The organism is Vibrio sp. GJ43-1 (genome assembly GCF_055808835.1).
The window spans coordinates 1,315,336-1,335,152 of sequence record NZ_CM147885.1 but is presented as its reverse complement, the minus strand read 5'-3'; the positions used below and the strand labels follow the sequence as shown (position 1 = coordinate 1,335,152).

At 43.5% G+C, this 19,817-nt stretch carries 11 protein-coding genes and 1 pseudogene; 2 read left to right on the top strand and 10 right to left on the bottom strand.

Features of this window, described 5'->3' with window-relative positions; genetic code table 11:
• Positions 1 to 87 precede the first annotated feature (87 nt).
• Positions 88 to 999: a LysR substrate-binding domain-containing protein gene (locus AC0L66_RS23360; protein ID WP_473569643.1), complete on the top strand. Its 912-nt coding sequence runs from the start codon at positions 88 to 90 to the stop codon at positions 997 to 999.
• Between the two features lie 103 nt (positions 1,000 to 1,102).
• Here AC0L66_RS23360 and AC0L66_RS23355 read toward each other — a convergent pair whose 3' ends face one another.
• From AC0L66_RS23355 to exaC, 4 genes and pseudogenes are all read right to left on the bottom strand, one after another.
• Positions 1,103 to 3,019 (bottom strand): diguanylate cyclase domain-containing protein, encoded by a 1,917-nt coding sequence (locus AC0L66_RS23355; RefSeq protein ID WP_473569642.1) that lies wholly within the window; start codon positions 3,017 to 3,019, stop codon positions 1,103 to 1,105.
• Positions 3,016 to 3,537 carry a YfiR family protein gene (locus AC0L66_RS23350; RefSeq protein WP_265673889.1) on the bottom strand — a complete coding sequence of 174 codons (522 nt, stop codon included), beginning with the start codon at positions 3,535 to 3,537 and terminating at the stop codon, positions 3,016 to 3,018. The genes AC0L66_RS23355 and AC0L66_RS23350 overlap by 4 nt, the downstream gene beginning before the upstream one ends.
• A 15-nt stretch (positions 3,538 to 3,552) precedes the next feature.
• Positions 3,553 to 5,696 (bottom strand): annotated as a pseudogene (locus AC0L66_RS23345) (TonB-dependent receptor plug domain-containing protein).
• Between the two features lie 514 nt (positions 5,697 to 6,210).
• Complete coding sequence (gene exaC, locus AC0L66_RS23340; protein ID WP_473569640.1) at positions 6,211 to 7,731, bottom strand: acetaldehyde dehydrogenase ExaC; 1,521 nt, start codon at positions 7,729 to 7,731, stop codon at positions 6,211 to 6,213.
• Positions 7,732 to 8,073: 342 nt separating this feature from the next.
• Between exaC and AC0L66_RS23335 the strand changes: the two genes are divergently transcribed.
• Positions 8,074 to 9,849, top strand: a complete 1,776-nt coding sequence (locus AC0L66_RS23335) for a sigma-54-dependent Fis family transcriptional regulator (RefSeq protein ID WP_265673886.1) — start codon at positions 8,074 to 8,076, stop codon at positions 9,847 to 9,849.
• Positions 9,850 to 9,925: 76 nt separating this feature from the next.
• Here AC0L66_RS23335 and AC0L66_RS23330 read toward each other — a convergent pair whose 3' ends face one another.
• The 6 genes from AC0L66_RS23330 to AC0L66_RS23305 form a co-directional block, all read right to left on the bottom strand.
• Positions 9,926 to 11,167, bottom strand: coding sequence for a polysaccharide lyase family 8 super-sandwich domain-containing protein (locus AC0L66_RS23330; protein WP_473569638.1), 1,242 nt, complete (start codon positions 11,165 to 11,167; stop codon positions 9,926 to 9,928).
• Positions 11,139 to 12,983 carry a hypothetical protein gene (locus AC0L66_RS23325; RefSeq protein WP_473569636.1) on the bottom strand — a complete coding sequence of 615 codons (1,845 nt, stop codon included), beginning with the start codon at positions 12,981 to 12,983 and terminating at the stop codon, positions 11,139 to 11,141. The genes AC0L66_RS23330 and AC0L66_RS23325 overlap by 29 nt, the downstream gene beginning before the upstream one ends.
• A gap of 270 nt (positions 12,984 to 13,253) precedes the next feature.
• On the bottom strand, positions 13,254 to 14,498 hold the full coding sequence (locus AC0L66_RS23320; protein WP_265673884.1) for a linear amide C-N hydrolase: 1,245 nt from the start codon (positions 14,496 to 14,498) through the stop codon (positions 13,254 to 13,256).
• Between the two features lie 195 nt (positions 14,499 to 14,693).
• Entirely contained in the window at positions 14,694 to 17,336 is a 2,643-nt protein-coding gene (locus AC0L66_RS23315; RefSeq protein ID WP_473569634.1) for an FAD-binding protein, read from the bottom strand.
• A gap of 230 nt (positions 17,337 to 17,566) precedes the next feature.
• A complete protein-coding gene (locus AC0L66_RS23310; protein ID WP_473569632.1) occupies positions 17,567 to 18,271 on the bottom strand; it encodes a hypothetical protein in 705 nt (234 codons plus the stop codon).
• 31 nt (positions 18,272 to 18,302) lie between these two features.
• Positions 18,303 to 19,658 (bottom strand): hypothetical protein, encoded by a 1,356-nt coding sequence (locus AC0L66_RS23305; RefSeq protein WP_473569630.1) that lies wholly within the window; start codon positions 19,656 to 19,658, stop codon positions 18,303 to 18,305.
• Positions 19,659 to 19,817: the final 159 nt, after the last annotated feature.

The following is a 19,817-nucleotide window of genomic DNA, read 5'->3' as shown; positions in this document are numbered from 1 at the left end:
ACTGATTGTTAGTATATTGATCTCCACCACAGTAAAATAACGAGTAATTGTGAACTATAATGTTAGAAAAACTTAACTATAGATATTATGAAAAGCCATATCCCACTAAAATCCATCTATGCCTTTGTTAATGTTGTTGAAACAGGGAGCATGTCACGCGCAGCTGATCAGCTAAATGTTAGTCACTCTGCAGTCAGCCAAGCAATAAAAACACTAGAAATTCAGCTAGGGACCCAGCTATTTCAACGTATTGGGCGCCACGTAACCGTCAACTCGCAAGGTAAAAAATACTACCGCAATGTTGCCCCTGCTATTGCAGAAATCATTAAAGCCAATGAAGAAATACTTAATAAAGGGAGCGACGATAGAATGACCATAAACATGGTCAATTCACTCGCACTGCATTGGTGGATCCCGCAAGTTCCATACCTGCAAAAAGCGCTACCTCAGCTTGATATCCGTATATCAAACCGAGTCGGAACATTTAGTTTAGAGTTAGAAGGTGTCGATATTGCGCTCGTTCATGATTCTATTGATGACTGGCAAGACTACTTTTGTGAAAAGTTAGCTGAAGATGACCTGGTTCTCGTAGCAAGCCCAAGCGCACTGACGACAAACCCACGTTTATCTGCCACTGAAATGATGACACGCTATCCAGCTATTTCAGTAGCCAACGACAGACGTAAAAACGATTGGCAAGTCTGGTGCGATGCCCATGACGTTGATGCACCGGAATCGCCGAATAACTTGACGTTCAATGCTTCGGTTCAAGCCATACACGCCACAATCCGCAACCTAGGCGTTTTAGTCACTCACCGCCAGTTTGTCAAAGATGATATCGAACATGGGCTGCTGGTTGAAATTGGCGAACCTATCGCGAACCCGCTTCAAGCCTTCTACTTTGTCTGTGCCCCCGACAAACTTAAATCCAAGAACGTTGCCACGCTTCGACACTGGCTTAGGCAGCAGTTTCAGTCTCAGTCTTTGGAGAAGCAGTAATCTTAGAGCGGGCTTCGACAAACCGCTGCGCATATCCGTAACATTACGCGCAACCGTGCACATCAAGCATCGCAATATAATCACTTAACCATGCTAATAACTTTTAGAACGCTTCTGACTCTTTCAAGACATAACGGTTTTTCCCTGCACGCTTAGCTTGATACATGGCCTTGTCAGCATTATCAATCACAGCATCAAGGGATTCATTAGAAGTGGCAGGCCAAAATGCGACACCTAAACTTGCTGATACTTGGCAGCCATGTCCTTCAAGTTCAGCTGGAGTAGACAGCGCTTCGAGCAAGGGCTCTAAAATATCCTCAATGTTGTGCTGGCTCTCAACACCAATCAAGAACTCATCACCCGCAAGCCTTGCGACCAGTGCATGTTCTCCCACTCTGACCTTCATTCTTTGCGCGACAACTTTCAGTAACTCGTCACCAATGTGGTGACCAAATTGATCATTAACGGCTTTAAAACCATCTAAATCAATAAATACGACAAACAAAGACACACCATAGTCATGCTGCTGCTGTAACGTTTGCATTGCACTCACGCGGTTAGCCAGTCCGGTAAGCAAATCATGATTCACCTGATAGTTGAGTTTTTTGAGCTGAACTTTTTCAGACTCATCACGAATCGCTAATACAAACGCCTCTACTCTCCCGCTCTCATTGGTCAACGTTCTTAATTGAAGTACACAAGGAAACCACGAACTGTCTTCATTTTGTACTTTAACGTGATACACCAAACTCCCTTCCAGTAGTAGCTTCTTCAAAACACGGATGCTCGGAACGACTTTACCTTTAACATTAATTTCAAAAACTTGCGCTCGCCAGCCAAACCATTTCACACTGATTGGGTTTTGCATTTCAATCGTGCCATTTCGGCTCAACATCAACATCGCTTCTTGATGCTGTTCAAACATTAACTCAATTAACTTTCGTCGATGTTCCGCTAAATACTGCTCAGTGAAATCTTCAAACTGGATTAACGAGTGCTCTTCACTACCCATTGGATGGCAACTCACCATAAATTTTTGGTTAGTCTTGTTTTTTCTTAATTCTACTTCATTCAATATTGTTTGATTTTGAATGGCATTGACAATGGCTTCAACGGTGGCTTTCGGTGTAAACACCGCATCCAGTAATACTCTCGCATTGCTGATTTTTTCATATTTTTTAAGCTGCTTAGCCGCATGAGGATTGCTGTACATAATATCTAAATTGGTCGACGTCACCATGATGCCTTTTTGCATAACATCCAAGGCCCTATTAATGTACCGATTCTTACTTTCTAAATGCTCTAGCGCTTGATGGAGTTGACGTTCTCGCTCTAACAAACTGACAACCATCGCGTTAAAACAACGGGTTAATCGCCCCAACTCATCATTGTGCAACACGGGGATCTCCCGTTTCTTCACCCCTTCTTTAATCATGGTTTCCATAGAGTAATGCAATGAGCTCAACGGCATCACGATCAAATTATGTAACGTTCTCGCCAATTGCCAAGCAAACAACGATAGGCATCCCGTTAACACGCTTAACCAAAACCACATATGCTGTTGTTCTAAGTGAAGCCGCTCTAACGAAACCCAGACGATCAACTCCCCTAAAGAATCATCCCCTAATTCGATATTAATGGAGCGCTCAACGAAATCGATGTTGTCACACACCAACTGCTCTTGCATCCAAATGCAGTGTGATGGTGTTCGGTCAATAAACGCCAAACGCGCCACTTCTGCATCTTTCACTTTGGCTGCAATAATATCGGGGTCAAAAGACAGGTAAGCCAATTGCTCTTGGGCTGTCGTTGCATCATCAAACATCAACGCGGCTTGAAGTGTATTCGCCACACCTTTCGATAAGATATTAACCCGTGTATCAAGTGCCTGCTCTTGATAATGTCTTAACATCGTTATCGCACTCGACCCGACTACAATCATTATGAATGTCACAATAAACCAAGTAGGCAACATCATTTTGTAACGTAAAGGCATCGACGCAAAACGATCGGCTATCATAAGTCTACCCCTACAATTTCAGCTACACTGAGTAATTGAGATCTCAAATTTATGCCACTTTGTTTAACATGAGCGGTGGAAATCAAAGGCTTAATTCGATTATTCACTCGAATGAAAGCAATCATTCCACCAAGGTTGATGAACTGCATACCATTACCAATCAAAAGAGCATGAGGAAATTGCGATTTTAGTTGCGATATAAGCGCCGCACTCGCGGATTCAATATATAAAATATGACACGTACTTGCCGAACTCATGGTTTCGGCGTTATAAAATGCCTGACCACCCAATTTGGCTTCAACGATTTTTTTAAGGCCATCTCCTACTTGAGAATCGCGAGCGACACAATATTCTTTTGCCGATACATCTCCACTTTCCGGCCACTCTGCCAACATGGCAAACCTAAATAAATACACAGATTTCAAATCATCATCACTATATTGAGCAAAAGCAGGAACGCTATAACAGAACCACCCCAACATCATTAGCAAACGGTGAAGTCCGCGAAAATGCACCATAATGCGACCTTTCCGTTATCGATTCAGCGAAGCGGCATAATCCCACTCCGCTGTTATCCAATATTGCGTACCATTTTGAAAGGCCCCAAACGTTTCTGGGTATTCTATTGTTTGGTTTGCCCCTAAATTCTCCACAGATGCAGTAAAGCGTGGGTATCCCACTTTTGGTAACCAACTCAACGCCATTTCAACGTTAAATACGCGTGGCCAACGCGCACTCGTCTCACTGTTTGAATCGGGATGTAACACAGAAGGAGCAATATATTGCATCATGCTGCTCATCCAAAAATTCGCGGAAATGTCCCACATTAATTGCGCATTAACAAAATGATTAGGTTGATTTTCCAAGTTATATGTCACTTCATTATTGGTGCTGCAAATAGCACCAGAACAGTCACCAATAATACGCTTGTAGCTGTAGTTGGTATTAAGCTGTAGATTCTCAAGAGCTTGCCATTTCATTGCGATCTCACCGCCATAAGATTGCGTTGAAAGTGGATCGATATATTGCGATACGTATTCTTCGATCACCGTGCCACTTGTACCCGGCGACGATCCGTCAGAAATAACCCACTGATTAGACGACACACCTTTGTAAACTCGGATGTTGTCCCTTTGGCTGTAAAAACCACTGACACTGAGTTGCAGGCGGTCTTCATTCCAAAAGCGATAGCCAAGTTCATACGTTTCTACACTTTCTACCGCTAAGTCTTCATTACCTTTATAGACGTAACTATAAAAGTAATCATATTTGTTACCGTCACTAAATTGAGCGCCTTCAATATAGCCGTTTTGTTGAAATTCCGTGCTTAACTCCAAGCGTGACGGCGTCACAATAGCCCGCCCCCAACCCGCCCATAAACGTTGCGATTTGGACAAGGCGTAACTGAAACGAGCTTGGGGTTGTGGTGCAACTCGGTTGGTAATATTGTCATACTGCCAACGGGATCCAAGCATCATCGTAGTTCTATCGGTAACAGGGACCGTCCAGTTAGCAAACAGTCCGTAACTTTGATTAAAAAACTCCGGTGATTGCGTCGTGCGTAAATACGGCATGGTGAATTGGTCTTGTAAGGAGTATGACGCGAAGGCCTCATCAATTAGACGAACATTCACACCGAGCATTAATTGAGTCCCTACTACGTCATTTAATGTGTAACGACTATCAAGATCGAGTCTCGCGAATTGCGTATTTCTATCAGTACTGTCGTTCGAGCTATAAGTCAGCCACGCATCGTTTTCCCATGTGTCGGCATTAGCGCGCTCATAGACATGATTCATACCCAAAAATACTCCTGAGCCACCATCACTTGTTCAAAGTACTCAGTACTAGGTTTACCTGGAAATAAAAAGTGTGGGTTATATTTTGCCCACAGGTAGTCTTCTTCAGAACGTATACCACCAAACTGCACATTCAGTGTATTTTCTAGATGTTGGTAATCCAACCGTCCACCAAAGCGCCCCGTTAATACGCCAAAGTGCTGATTGGTTTGAACACGCTCTTCTTCACTCGTCCATGGCATATGCTCAACATATTCAACATAGCCGCTAATATGTGTCTTTGCGTTTAACTGCGTTGCTTCATGAAGTTTTACTTCTCTATATTGGTAGTTACCTGCACTAACCGACACCTTTCCTTGTGGCGCACTTTCCGCATCTGCGGTAATAATATTCACTACACCGTTAACCGCATTTCCTCCCCAAATAGTGCCAACGGGTCCTAGCACAATTTCTATTTGGGCGATACTATCTAAACTCACTGGAATTAAATCCCAGTCCACGCCTGAAAACATCGCATTAAATACGCTTCGACCATCCACCATCACCAGCAGCGAATTATTTAAGGCTTGATTTGGTCCTCTAGCGCTAATTCCCCAGTCATAGTTGGAAAACTTAGCAACATGTAAACCAGGAGCAAGGGCTAAAACGTCGGCCACCGAGCGAGCACCTGAACGATTAATTTCTTTTGCAGTAATCACATAAACAGATGCTGGCGTATCCGCTAAACTCTGCGCGTTCCGAGTGGTCGACACCACTTTCGTCTCAGCTAATGACGCCAAAGGCATGTCAATTAATGACATTAGGTCATCGGAGGCAACCGTATGAGAGGCAAGTGCAAGACAAGATAAATGAATGAGGAAGGACGATTTCGCGGTCATGTTATTACTCAATGGCCGTGTACTGAAAATATCAGATACAACTAGAAAATACGCACAAGGCAGCATAATAGACTGCAAAATCTACCATTTACCGCGTCCAATTACATATAACAAACCACGCAATCGCTTCTAATAATTTTAATCATCACGATAAAAAAGGGTTATTCCCTAATCTCCTCAGACTCAAACTATTTACGCTCAAGGGCTACGAGAACACCATCGCCGGATTATTCTATCGATAAGCGATCACTTAACAGCGCTCGATCAGCTCGCCATGCCCTACAAATCCTATGCAGAAGCGTACGAAAGCGGGAAGCCACCCTACAACTATGTCTTACAACAATCCCTACAATGGGTAGTTCAGCGAACAAAAAAAGGTCGTTCTTTGCCAGAACGACCTTTACATTCACGTCATAACTACAATCCAACTAAGGGGATAATGCTAATTACTTACTGCTTACTACTTAATGCTTACTGCTTACTGCATAGTCAGTTTGCGTTTAGAAATTTGCCATTAAAAGAAACCCAACGGTTTGGTGTCGTAACTAATCAACAGATTTTTGGTGTTTTGATAATGGTCTAGCATCATTTTGTGTGTTTCTCGTCCGATACCTGATTTTTTGTATCCGCCAAACGCAGCGTGTGCCGGATAGGCGTGGTAGCAGTTCACCCATATTCTACCCGCTTCAATCTTACGCCCCATTCGATACGCTAAGTTTGCGTCTCGTGTCCACACTCCCGCGCCTAAGCCGTAATCGGTATCATTGGCAATGGCTAACGCCTCTGCTTCATCTTTGAACGTTGTCACTGCAATGACAGGACCAAAAATCTCCTCTTGAAACACTCGCATTTTATTGTTCCCTTGCAGCACCGTTGGTTGAATATAGTAGCCACTCCCTAAGGATTCGGATTGTTGAGCTATTTCCCCTCCAGTCAGTACTTTCGCGCCTTCTTGTCGACCAATATCCAAATAGCTCAAGATCTTATCAAATTGTTCTTTAGAAGCCTGAGCCCCAACTTGGGTGTCCGTGTCCAAAGGGTTACCCTGCTTAATGCTCTGAGCGCGCTCTATCACTTTGGCAATAAACTTGTCGTATACCGATTCATGAACCAGCACTCTAGACGGGCACGTGCACACCTCGCCCTGATTAAAGAATGCCAACAGCATTCCTTCTACACACTTATCAAGGTACTCATCTTCGTAGTCAAATATATCTGGGAAATAGATATTAGGAGACTTCCCTCCCAGCTCAACCGTTGAAGGGATCAAACTCTCAGCGGCGCATTTAAGAATATGATGGCCGATCTCTGTTGAACCTGTAAATGCAAGCTTTGCGATACGATCGCTGGTGGCCAGTGCTTGATCAGCTTCGCTGCCAAACCCATTGACGATGTTAACTACGCCTGCGGGTAACAACGCGCCGACCTTTTCCATTAGCACCAATATGGACGTTGGGGTTTGTTCTGCTGGCTTTAAAACCACACAGCAGCCCGCAGCCAGTGCAGGAGCTAATTTCCAAGCCGCCATAAGAATTGGGAAATTCCAAGGAATAATTTGACCTACAACACCAACCGGTTCAGGAAAGTGATAACTTGCCGTGTTCACATCTAGCTCTGCCGCACTGCCTTCTTGCGCACGAATGCACCCAGCAAAATAGCGAAAATGGTCAACAACTAAAGGAATGTCTGCCGCTAACGTTTCGCGTACGGGCTTACCATTTTCCCAACTCTCTGCCACGGCTATCTCTTCTAAATTTGCTTCAATGCAATCCGCGATTTTCAACAAAATATTGGATCGTTCCGTCACACTCGTGCTCGCCCAACTTTCACGGACGGCATGTGCGGCATCCAGCGCTAATGAAACATCAGCACCACTAGAGCGCGCAACTTGACAGTAAACTTCACCATTCACTGGCGAGATGTTGTCAAAATACTCTCCACCAACAGGCTTGACCCATTCACCGCCGATATAATTATCATACTGATTTTTAAAGTTAATGACTGAGTTTGCGCTGCCCGGTTGTGCATAAATCATCGTGATATCCTTCTGTCTATTACATTACGTTGTGTCGGTTCATTGTTTAGGAAGTGTCTAAAGGTATGGCAATATTCGACGTGCGACTTAAACGGTGCAAATGCAGCGAATGAGTCAGCGCTTAGAATATGGTTTAAAACAGCCATCAAAAAATCAGCTTCACAAAACCAACAACGCAATTCACGCGCCAACTATGAAAACTTGCCGTCAACATAGCGCAACGCTATGATTACAATCCATTAACATAAAACACAATAATCGACAGGTGCGATATCGCGGGAATGCCCCCTTGTTCAACTGTTGCAAATTGAAACACCCTAACTGTCACAGGATGGAACATTCATGCGGCTACAACATGTTCATACTTCAGATTGGCTCTCAAGCTCATGGCACCGCAGTAGTGAAGCCGGACTCAAACAAAGAAAGCGCCCTGATGATATTCACTTAGCACCTTCCGTACTGAAACAGCGACGTCACCAGTCCTCTGCACTGATTAACATCGTGGAGCGCTACGCATTACCTTTGTTTAGCCAGATGTTTGCTCGAACGGACAGCCGTCTTATTTTAACAGACCAAGAAGGGGTGATACTGGCAAGCTGGGGACAGGAACGGTTTAAGGAAAAGCTAACATCCATTGCGTTAAGTTCAGGGGCCTGCTGGCAAGAGCAAGTCAAAGGCACCAACGCCATTGGCACCGCATTAATTGAAGCAAAACCCGTGACAATTATCGGCGAGCAGCACTTTATTCACCAACATCGCTTCATCAGTTGTTCTGCCAGCCCTTTATTCGACCACCTTGGACAACTGATCGGCATTTTAGATATTACCAGTGAACAGCAACAGCACGACACTACCATTCAAGTATTAGTACAAAGTATGGTGCAACAAGTCGAAAACCACCTTCTTGACACCATTCCAGATGGCTCGATCAGAATCGACCTTGCTTGCGACAAATCTCTATTACGCAGTGGTTGGCAAGGGATTGTTATTGCGAATGAATCTGGTGAAATATTGGCCCATAACCAAGTCGCCACACAACTATTAGACCAGACTCCTATATTAGGTAAATCAATAGATGCGTTATTGGATGGTTCACTTTCCCCATCACCTTTAGTGTTTCAAAAACAGCACCTAACACCAAGCCTTCCCCGCTCTCAATCGTACACGGCCTCCAGTGATTTACATTTTGGCGAGCAATCTATTGAAGATGCGTGGCAACAAGCCAATCGAATTATTAATAACGACATTAGCCTCCTTATTTTGGGGGAAACTGGCGTTGGTAAAGGAGAGTTTGTTAAAGCGCTTCACAAGCAAAGTAAACGCAAATCGTCACCGCTTGTTTCCGTCAATTGTGGGGCGTTACCTAAAGATCTGATTGAGTCTGAACTGTTTGGCTACGCACCTGGCGCATTCACTGGAGCCAACAACAAAGGTTATCAAGGTAAAATTCGCCAAGCTGACAAAGGCATATTATTCCTAGACGAAATTGCCGACATGCCTCTTGAGGCACAATGTCGTTTATTGCAAGTATTACAAGATAAAACGGTGGTGCCTGTTGGTTCCAACCAACACTTTAACGTTGATTGCCAAATCATTGCTGCCACACATAAAGATCTTGAACAATTGATCGCCGATGGCCAATTTCGAGAGGATCTCTATTACCGAATTACGGGTCTTACCTTTAGGATCCCGAACCTAAGGGACAGGCACGATAAACTGGCGCTAATTTCTCATATTCACCAGAAATATGTGACCGTAAAACAAACCCTTTGTCCACAGCTCATGGCCTTACTTTGTCATTACTCTTGGCCGGGTAACATTCGTGAATTAGACAATGTTCTAAAGGTCTCCACTTTGCTATCTGGTGATGAAGCCGTTCTTACACTTGATCACCTCCCGACACAATTAGCCGCACGTTTGACTTCAGAAAAGCCATCCGATGCGACAAGCCTTCATTTATCGGTTGGTACCACTCATGCCGATTTAAAAACTACCGTCGACGACACCTTACTGCACACCTACAACGCGAACCAAGGCAATATCAGTAAAACGTCGCGGGTCTTGGGTATCAGCCGTAATACAATCTACCGAAAACTAAAGCAACTCGGCATTCTCTAATGCTCAAAAAAAGCACCTACCTTCTGTCGGTGCTTTGCCTTCATTTATCCGCTGATTTTTTTGAGTATCGGTGCGCTTACCGTTCTCGTACGGTTATGGTCGCTGGCATCCCAACATAGAGTTCCTCTTTACCCGCATAGTCTTTAGAGTCCGTTGTGTCGGGAAGCTCAAACACTATCGTACTATTGACATCATCACTGCTCACCGTTGCTATTTGGCTCGGTGTATTAGTATTCACGCGGCCTTGTCTTGGGTAGTCATACTGCCCACTTTGGAGCGCTCGGTTTACACTCACAACGATTTCATTTTTTCCTTTTCTCACGCAAAACTTAAATCGCTTTCCTCGTTCTTCCATCGCTTCTTTATCAACATGATGTAAAGGATCCTGAACCGTCACTTTCCACGTGCTTTGTGCTCTATTCATGATCACCAATGCCGACTTATCGACCGAAACAGTCAAAGGGTTCCCTTGAGGTACAGAGATTGTCTTTTCACCCGCCGTAAAGAAACTCATGGCGATACTCTCATTCGCCCCATCATGTTGATACATACCGTGTATTGATTCATCTGCTATCAAAGTAGATGAGCGCGTTAACCTTGTGACAATACTAGGCATTTGATCTGCCGTTACATTAGGAATGGCCACATAGCGATAATGTGAACGCTCTTCATTAGCTTGCGGCTCAACGCCATGATGAATCGCAAGGTGGATAACAGGAACATCACCACGAAGCGTTGAGTTGACGGCATCCCCTCCTCGTAACATCACATTGGTTTGTACCGCTGAGCTTGCCATCACGACATAACCGACGTCCCCTTGATGGAACCATGCAGTGCCTCGCACAGGCAGGACTTGATCGACATAACTCCCAACCTCGATTGTCTCAAGCTCTTCACCCTCTATTTGATAAGTCACATCGCTCTTCCATTCCACTTGATCAATGGTCGTAATAATGGGCTCATCGGATTCTTCGTTTTTTACTCGGGAAACTTGGCTTCCAGTCGCATAGGCAGCATCGCCAATAAAAAAGACCGATTTATTCGCTGATGCTGAATTATAAGGTGCCTCACTTGCGTATTTAAAACCAGCAACACCGATATCACCATCCGACGCCACGCCAGAATAGTGATTTGGATTAAACAGCTTTAAGTCACTTTTCATCGGTAATTCGTCAACTCGAAGCTCCTCTGTTAGCCCTGGTAGCGCGTGCCAATCCCAACTGTCCATCACATTTGAATACTCTTGACCATTGACTTTAATTTGCAATATCCCACTGCCATTGTGATAGTCAGGTGTCTGGATCAAAACTTTCTGCACCGAGTGTCCTAGATGAATTCATTTTAAAAGACATGTAATACGCGGGGCTACCCTGCTCACCACGACGATGTACCAAAAAGTCACTATTCCAAAATGCCACACTTGCCGATTTTTCATGTGTTTGGTTTAACAACTGATCACCCAGAGTCACTAAATCGGTTTCATTTTTTATTTCAGTATCATGGCTCTTAGCTTCTAGTATTGAGGCAATACCTTTTTGCATTTTTGTACTACCAAATACTTCCGTAATGGGAGAAGCATGGCTGCGACCACTTACTTGAAAGTCCAACCCACCCTTATAGAGTAGAGCTGGGTAGACGTCAGTTAGGAAATAGCTAGAATCATTGTATGGCTGTGAGCTGACTTTCCATGGTGTATCGGCAAGCGTTTTCATTGCAGAAAAAGGCGTGTCGGTCATCCATTCAAAACCATAAGCAAAAAACGCCATGTCTTGGCGAGAGCCTGTGTGATGCGAAATGGTACCATCAGGAAGCATCCCTGCCTGCCCATACTTATAAGCATAACGAGCATTCGTTTCCAACCAAGTATTTAGGTCCGATAAGCTACCTTTTGGTTCCCACCCCGGAAGCAAAGTAGTATTTTGCTTAGCAAATGGCGGATAATCACGATACCACCATCGTTGGTAGGTAAGAGGACGATTATAGTCATGCCATAGTGCAGCCATCATCACCCATGTCCGCATTCGGTGATGGCGATTGGCATCGGCCCAGGCACCGGGACTGTGTGCGAGATCATTAGGTAAGTAGTATCGATTGAACTTTGGCCGCCTTTGCTTATACGGTAAATCAAATGCGATCTGCAATAATTCATGAAAACGCTCTTTTGCTTTTATGGCCAAACTATCGCCCGAAGCAATGTCTTTTTCCATATCAACAACCATCATCAATCCGGTTGAACTCATTGGATCGGTAAATCGCCATTGATGCGTCACCATGTTGTGCATCAATGTTAACGTATTGGCAAAATCGCGCACAGGGAAGTGTTCAACATAACGAATCACCGCTAAATACAAAGCATGTTGTAGATTTGCTCGCTCTTCTGGTATTCCATTAGGTCCATAAGTATCACTATCACCTAATGCGGCGGCTAATGCTCGAATTTGATGAGCGGCTAACGTTAACTCTTTGGCAAGTTGACGAGCGCCAATATCTAACCGTTCGCCTTCGCTACTGGCGTGGTAAAACTCAAATCCTGTAAAGGCGCCATTATTATCGTTCAATTCAGCTATATAATCTGCAACTTCACTATCCTCGAAATCAAACACAGCCTGAAGTCGCTTGGACGACTGCATAAACTCAAACGCTCGCTGATAAAAACCTTGCCATTGTGTTTCGGCGCCGACATTTACCGTTATGTCGTAACGTCTTTTCGCTTGGTTGGCTTCCATTAAAACGACTTGCAACGGATACGCACCTACCTCCAATGGCGTGGCCGATTGATAGACTAATTGACCAAACAAACGACCTTTACTATCGCGAACATTTTCAATCGTAAATAGCGACGGGCCTTCACCAGAGCTTTCGGCAATGCGATAATGCAAATCACTTGATACATTATTCGGTCGACGATTACCTTCAAAATTGATCTTACCAACCACCCGACTTCCGGGTGAAGCATCTAGGTTTATATCAAAATAATTCGAGGTCAGTGCACCCATTGGTGCAAAGGTATTTTCATTCTCTTGCGAAGAAACCCCATTATCGATATCAATTAGAAATGGATTGCCTTCCCACGCACGACAATGCCCCGTTGCAATTAACAACAGGGCAATCGCACTTACTACTTTACTTTTCATTATATCCCTACAGTACTGTGAATATTACAAAGCAGACAGTCGTCAGCTTAACGCAGGGATTTTATGTTTCATTCGTTACTTTAAAATTCTCTTAAAGTAATTTTACTGTCAACGACTAATTTATGAGAACACCGTTCAAACTCACTAGAACAAAATTCAAACTAGCTATTAATAACTTATATTAGTCACACAGCATAGAACGATTTGATGAATATTACACTGCTAAGTTTAGAACGATACTCGCACATCAAGGTAGCCTAAACATTGTTATTATACGCTTTCTGGTTGAGGCTCTTTTGATATTGTAACCTGACTCATAATATTGTTTGTTACATCAATAGATTGATGTTCACGTACAGGTAAGCGATATCGAACGTCGTTAAGCGCTTCTAAATCCAGTTTCTTCAAGTCAATTTTAAACACCTGAGGAGAGCCATACATACGAATAGAATAGATTTGATGAGTAAGATCAGAGACTGTCGCCCAAAGGGTGCGATCCGCACCATTACCCGATTCACTATTGATATGCTCACGACTTGTTCCATCAGGAATATCGACGGTATTTAGTATGTGAAACGCCAAGTTGGTTGCTTCTACCGTGTCATCAGTTTGAAAAGCAAAATTTGTCATCATGGATGCACGAACAAAGCGGTCTACAGGCGCTGAACTGCCCGGTAGTCCAGTAAACCCAGAGCCTTGTGCCACCGTTTCACATGCAAAGTTGTTATTCAGCCAAAACGCATTCGGGTTTAAGCTTTGTATATTAATTGGCGTAATATTCATATAATTATTGATAACGTTTTCTTGTTGCCAGCCAATCACAGGATCATTGGTCAACACACCAATGGGCATTAAATCTGTAATCGTTAAGCGCCCATGTGTGTACTCCAGAACAATACTGTGGCCAAGTTTGTCTTGAATCGGCATATGAAAATGAAACCCTGGTGGTAATGCGCCTGTAAACGGGTTAGAAACTCTCAACTTATCCTCTCCATTATCAGCCATCACTGTCGACAGAGTACTTTCTTTGGATAAACAAATGTCTTCACGCCTTACATCAAGAGCGTCGATAACATCCTGACACGTAGAACAATTTGATAAAATCCAATTTGTTAAACATGGATAAAGTAGTGTCTTCGAGTTTTTGTCTGCCACAAAAGGCTGATATTCACTTTGTGCCAACGTCATTGTGCCTGTTGTTAGCCCTTGTGTATTTAAGCCATTTGTTGCGAAACTTTGTCCCAAACTACCCATGGCCACAAAACCATACTTTCCTTCCCAACTATAAAGCTGTTCAGCGTCCGGCGTTTCAGCATTGATTTGGAAATTTTCTAACTGCTTATCTGAAAGTTGAAGTTCGGTTTGAATCTGATTCAGGATCTTACGAATATCTTGGCTATAACGATAACCTGGTTTTCGAAAGAATATGTCTGAGTCTACATCCAGAGCAAACTCTAGTGTTCGACCAATGACCATCTCGTTCTTTTTGGTTCTAATATAAAAATTTGTACACATACCTACCCCTTACCATTAATAATGGTATACTCTAACGCTACAATTAATTCATCATAAGTAAAGCTACGAATATAATAACTTACACATCAAGATGATTATAAAAACAAACAAAAATACATTTTATTCACCATGTTACTTACTAGTATAAATAACAAAACTCACAACACCATTACACCACTATTACACTCCCTGTAACTATAAAATAGTTTTACGTGTTCTAAAGTGATTGAGCGGATCAATCGAATAATGTTGTTTAACTTTCATCAAGTCGATATAGCTCGTAGAAAAGTAGGTTTTCGTTGGAATCGAGCTATCTTTAAAACTAATAAAGGCTCCCCCTGTGCCATTGATTCGGCAATCACGAGCGTCATCCATCCAATCTAGCGCTCTATTTAGGTGGAGATACACTTTATTATCCTGCTCTTTAGCGACGTCCAATACTTTTTCATTCCACCACGTTTGATATTGGATCGTGTACAAACGATCTTTGTATGGGAAGGCACTGTGTAATGTGTTTACCACATCTTTATTTTGATAGAATTCACCCGTAATTGCGCCTAATGTGACGTAACTAAATAGCCCCAGTTTGACATTGGCAGGCCCAAGCAACGACGAGGTCAAGCTTTTCAACAAGGCTTCATAGCCATTTTCAACCGATGAGTCACAGGCCAACCCATTAGCGTCGACAAGACGAGAAGTGATTTTATGGGGCGCGGGGTCATCCAGATCCGGCGGAATTGGCGCAGCATTCTTGTGGCTCAACAGCTGACGGATATTATAGAGCGATTCACGATCCCAACTACTGGCTAAATTCAGACCATAATCCATATTGGGAACATCGCTGCCACCAACCCCCGTAATCGTCAGTAACGGTTCAGCGCCAAACTTATCATTAACAAACTCTCTAAGCTTCGTTTCGTTGCCATCAAAGTACCCGTACATGACACATTTGTGAGTAACCGTTTGATAGTCAAACTCCTCAATCTCACTATGTTTCGCGGAAACTTTAAGGTTGGTCCCGATCAATTCAACGTTACTTTTATCCTTGATAACCGCTTCCCATTGCCTTAACACATCAAGGGTTGGCATAGCATGAATAGGCAAAGACAGAGAGCCAAGCTGATAGGGGTTCCATGACAGTTCAAATTTTTGGATAAGCTTGGGTAAATCAAAGGTGTCAATGACGAGTTCAGTAATGATGCCGTAACTCAACCCTCCCCCTCCTTTCAAGGCCCATAAGAGGTCTTTCTCATTTGGGTTAATGGTTAACTCATGTATTGTTCCATCTCCCAAAAGAATCCTAGCGCGAACCAATGACTCACAACACATACCATGCTTTCGAGTCCACGGTCCCCAGCCTCCTCCCATGATGAACCCACCAATTGCAACAGTCGCGCATGTTCCATGAGGAATCATCACTTGGTTTTGTGCAAGCACCGTCGTCAATGTTTCAAAGCGCACACCTGGCGTGACTCTCACTCGCTTAATACCTTGCTCATTGCCTTCAAACTTTATTTGGTCGGTTTCATACTCATTAGTAATCTGTGTCGCGGTTACTGACGCCAGTGTTAACTGACTTAAATCAATGACTATAGTGTCATTAGCCGAACACTCTCCTTCATGGTCATGCCCACCGGAACGTACTCGTATTGGCAAATTATTACGTGTCGCGCACTTGAACGTATTAGCAACATCTTGCTCGGTTATACACTCTACAATCGCAAGTGGCTTAAATTGAAATTTTCGATTAAATACTTGTGCCTTTTCATTATATTGATAACGTGAATCCTCGCTTAGTGTCGTCACTTGATCTCTCGGTACGCACAACGCCATTTCTCGCATGAAGCTAGTGAAATTAAGCCCTTGTACTACCACTGGGTTGTCACCAATGTAAACCTCAGCAACATACAGGTTGTGTACATTTAATTTGATACTTTTCTGAGTGACAAGGCGACTGTCTTCATTAGCGAAACTATTAAGTGAAACCCGAGGATCAAACTGACTGGCTTCTAAATCAATTGTTATGCGATTGGCATTACTCAATTCATCGTGATACACAGCCTGTAGAGCTATCTCCGAAACGTGAGGGATATAAACTCGATGATACTCCCCTGCTTTGAGGACCTCGGGAAAATATGAAGCGGCGTCTTCTTTGGCCACTTTAAGCAATTCCGACTGAGAGTCATTGCGTATCACGACCGAAATCAACCCTATTGGTAATGCACGGCCAATAGCCCGCCCAACAAAATACAGCGCAACAGGGTTTAAACACTCCGCTTGGCGGTCAAAATTCAAGCTCAACACTCGATTGGAGTCATCGAACATTTGAGGGTGACAAATGCACTCCATCACTTTCTCAGCGCTTAACGCCGCCAGATAAATATTAATGGCACCAATATCACCGCTAAAATGATCCGCTACAGTGTTCTCGTTATGCCATGCGCCAACATAAAAAGGACTCACCGAATCTGACACATCAGAATATCTTGTCTCTATGTCATCGATCGGGAACACTGCGATCGTTTGACCGTTAATTAGAATCGTTAATCCTTCAATGTGCTTGACCGCGCTAATATGATACCAACGGCCATCATTGAAACCTGATTCTGCCGATAACACTCCTTTAATCGACGATTCACCACCGATAATAAATCGTAGCGAGCCATTACTTTGTATGCTCAGTAACAAACCAGACGCTTGATGGCTAATTAAAGTGCCAGAGTCCGTTGTCTTAAACCAACACTGTAACGTTATATCCGTGTCGAGCGACCCACTAGCGAGCTTGTCCAGCGAGCTCGTTAAATAGTCATTTCCAGAAAATCTCAGTGAATAGTGCATAATTAACCTCTTTAGAGATACCGTGAACCACGCTCGACGATATTAATTAGATTCGTATAACGAGTTACTCTAATACCAATTTGAGCGATTTATTATTACGGTTTATTACAGCAAGCAAGGGATGAAGAGAAAGATTGCAGCTATGTGGTCAACAACCATATTGCAATTTACAATGACAAGGGACGCCTCCCTTGCCATCAAGTTATTTACCAATCAATTCTGCTGAATTATTACCCACAATCGTCCATGCAAAGTGGTTGAGCATTAAGAAAGCCCCAAACAAAGTCTGTTTGTAGCACTTCTAAAGATTGGTTACCGTTGTCTTGGTAATACCATTTTTGATTGGGGATCCCATCATGCGATTGTTGATAGCCAAATTCACTGAATGTTGGTTCAAATACACCTAGGTGGAAGAAGTTTGCTTTATCTCGCTCGCCCGTTTTCGTTGCTTCAATGAGTGCAACACCCGCCCTTGCATGACAACCAATACAACTTGAGTTAGACATAAACCCAGCCTCTGTGATCGAGTTCCCTAAATGAGTGGGTCGACCTTGGTTATCCGTGAAGTTCACCTGAGAGCCCTTCAAGCGATAGTTTTTCCAAGCAAAGTCCGATTTACTCGGAAGCACACTGACAGCTTGCGGTTTGCTTTGTGTTGCTATACCAAAATGCGACAATAACACCGTGAGTTGCTCTGTTGGCTTCCCTTCTGGGTACTGGAGATCGCGAGCGAATACCACGGAACTTTGAGCTAGATTGTCGCTTTTCTGCCATGGCGAAATATAGTTAGTGGACTCTCCAGTAACAGGCCTTGTTGCCCTATACCCAAAGCTATCATTACAACCCGTAAAGTCGCAGCGCCCGGGGTTATTTTTATGCTCAAACGTCGTCCAGACCCAGCGGGGAATATCTTTCGAAGAGACATGAAAAGCCATTAACAGGTGATTATCCGTAATATGGCAATTTTTACCATTTTTCAACGTGACTAGGTGTCTTGTGTATCTGTCTGATATATTGATCTGATGCCGCAAAGTCAACCATTTGCTCTGGATATTTTGCGCGCATCGCGCCGATCAATTTTTCACTTAACCAGTTACTTTTAATCATTATTGATTGAGGAGGAAGGTCAACCGTTGCTAGTTTGCTTGAAGCAGAATTCACCGCTGACTGATTACCAAGATGATAAGGTGCATTGTTAACTTGATTAGCATCGTTTCGACTATACACCGCTAACACACCATCACTATTGTATAAATTGTTGCGATATAGGTACTCGTGAAACTCCTGATTTCTGATGGTCACTTCTGCATTAGTTTGGCGAAGTACACGACCAATGCTCTCAGGGTCGTTCGGTAGAATGGTATCGATCTCTGCAGAAGTACATTCATTGGCTAAATAGGTCGCAATTTGGTCTTGTCTCTCCTTGATTACCGGGTTACCCACTTTGATCAAACTCTCAAAGTTTTCCACGAATGACTGTACATTGCTGCTATTAGCACTTTTTGCATTGGTGGCATGCTTCGCTTTTTCAATAAGTGCCTGTTGCTCCTCCCCTGGAAAATAAGGGCAGTTTTTAAAGTAAGCACTGTCTTGATTAACCACCTGATTAGGGTTACAGCAATCCGCTGAATTTTCTGAACTACATAACGGTAACGGATTTTCGGGCCAATTTTGGGTCTCATCTGCCCATTTCACCCAAAACTCATCATCAATCACTTTAGTAAATAAGTACCACGAAAATAAATCTGGACAGGTCATCGCCGGATTTGTCACCCCGTCTCCAAAACTCAATTTTCCATTATCGACAGAAAGCTGGCAAAACTCCGCATCGCGAATATCAGCGTCAAAGTACATCCCATAATCAATATTATTGGGCATGATCTGAACGAGACCATTCTTGCCGCCTTTTGCATTGGCAAACGCTCCCTTTCCATAATACGTACCGCTCTCTACCGAACCAGTCGCGACGTTTGTCTCAATGACATTGTCACTAAGCGCATTTTCGAAGGTGAGCCTAAAATATCTTGAGCCACTAGGGCACTCGCCCTCACAAGCATCAAGATAGTTTGCATTGCATGAAATTCGGTCTTTATAGCTTGCAAAAGTAAAGTCGGCACCATTGAACAAAGGCCCACTCACTGTGACGTTCACTGCTTCACATTGGCCTGATTCTGAAGAAAAAACAAACGACCCCTTTGCCTTTCCACCATCATCAAAGATGACATTCCCCAGTGTCCATATGTTCGACTCGATACCGCTCGCCACGACAGGTCCAAGTGCCAGCGATGCCACTAAACCAATTAATATCCGTATTGTTTTCATCCTAGTCTCCTACTCTTTAACCAGTACCTGATTGCATGACCAGTACAACGTCAGCAATCAAATGACCTCTGTGCTTTATCCAGTGCAAACATTCTGTCCACCCAAGGATAATCACCACGGACAAAGAGTAGAGCGAAAAAACGCAAGATGTTATTACGG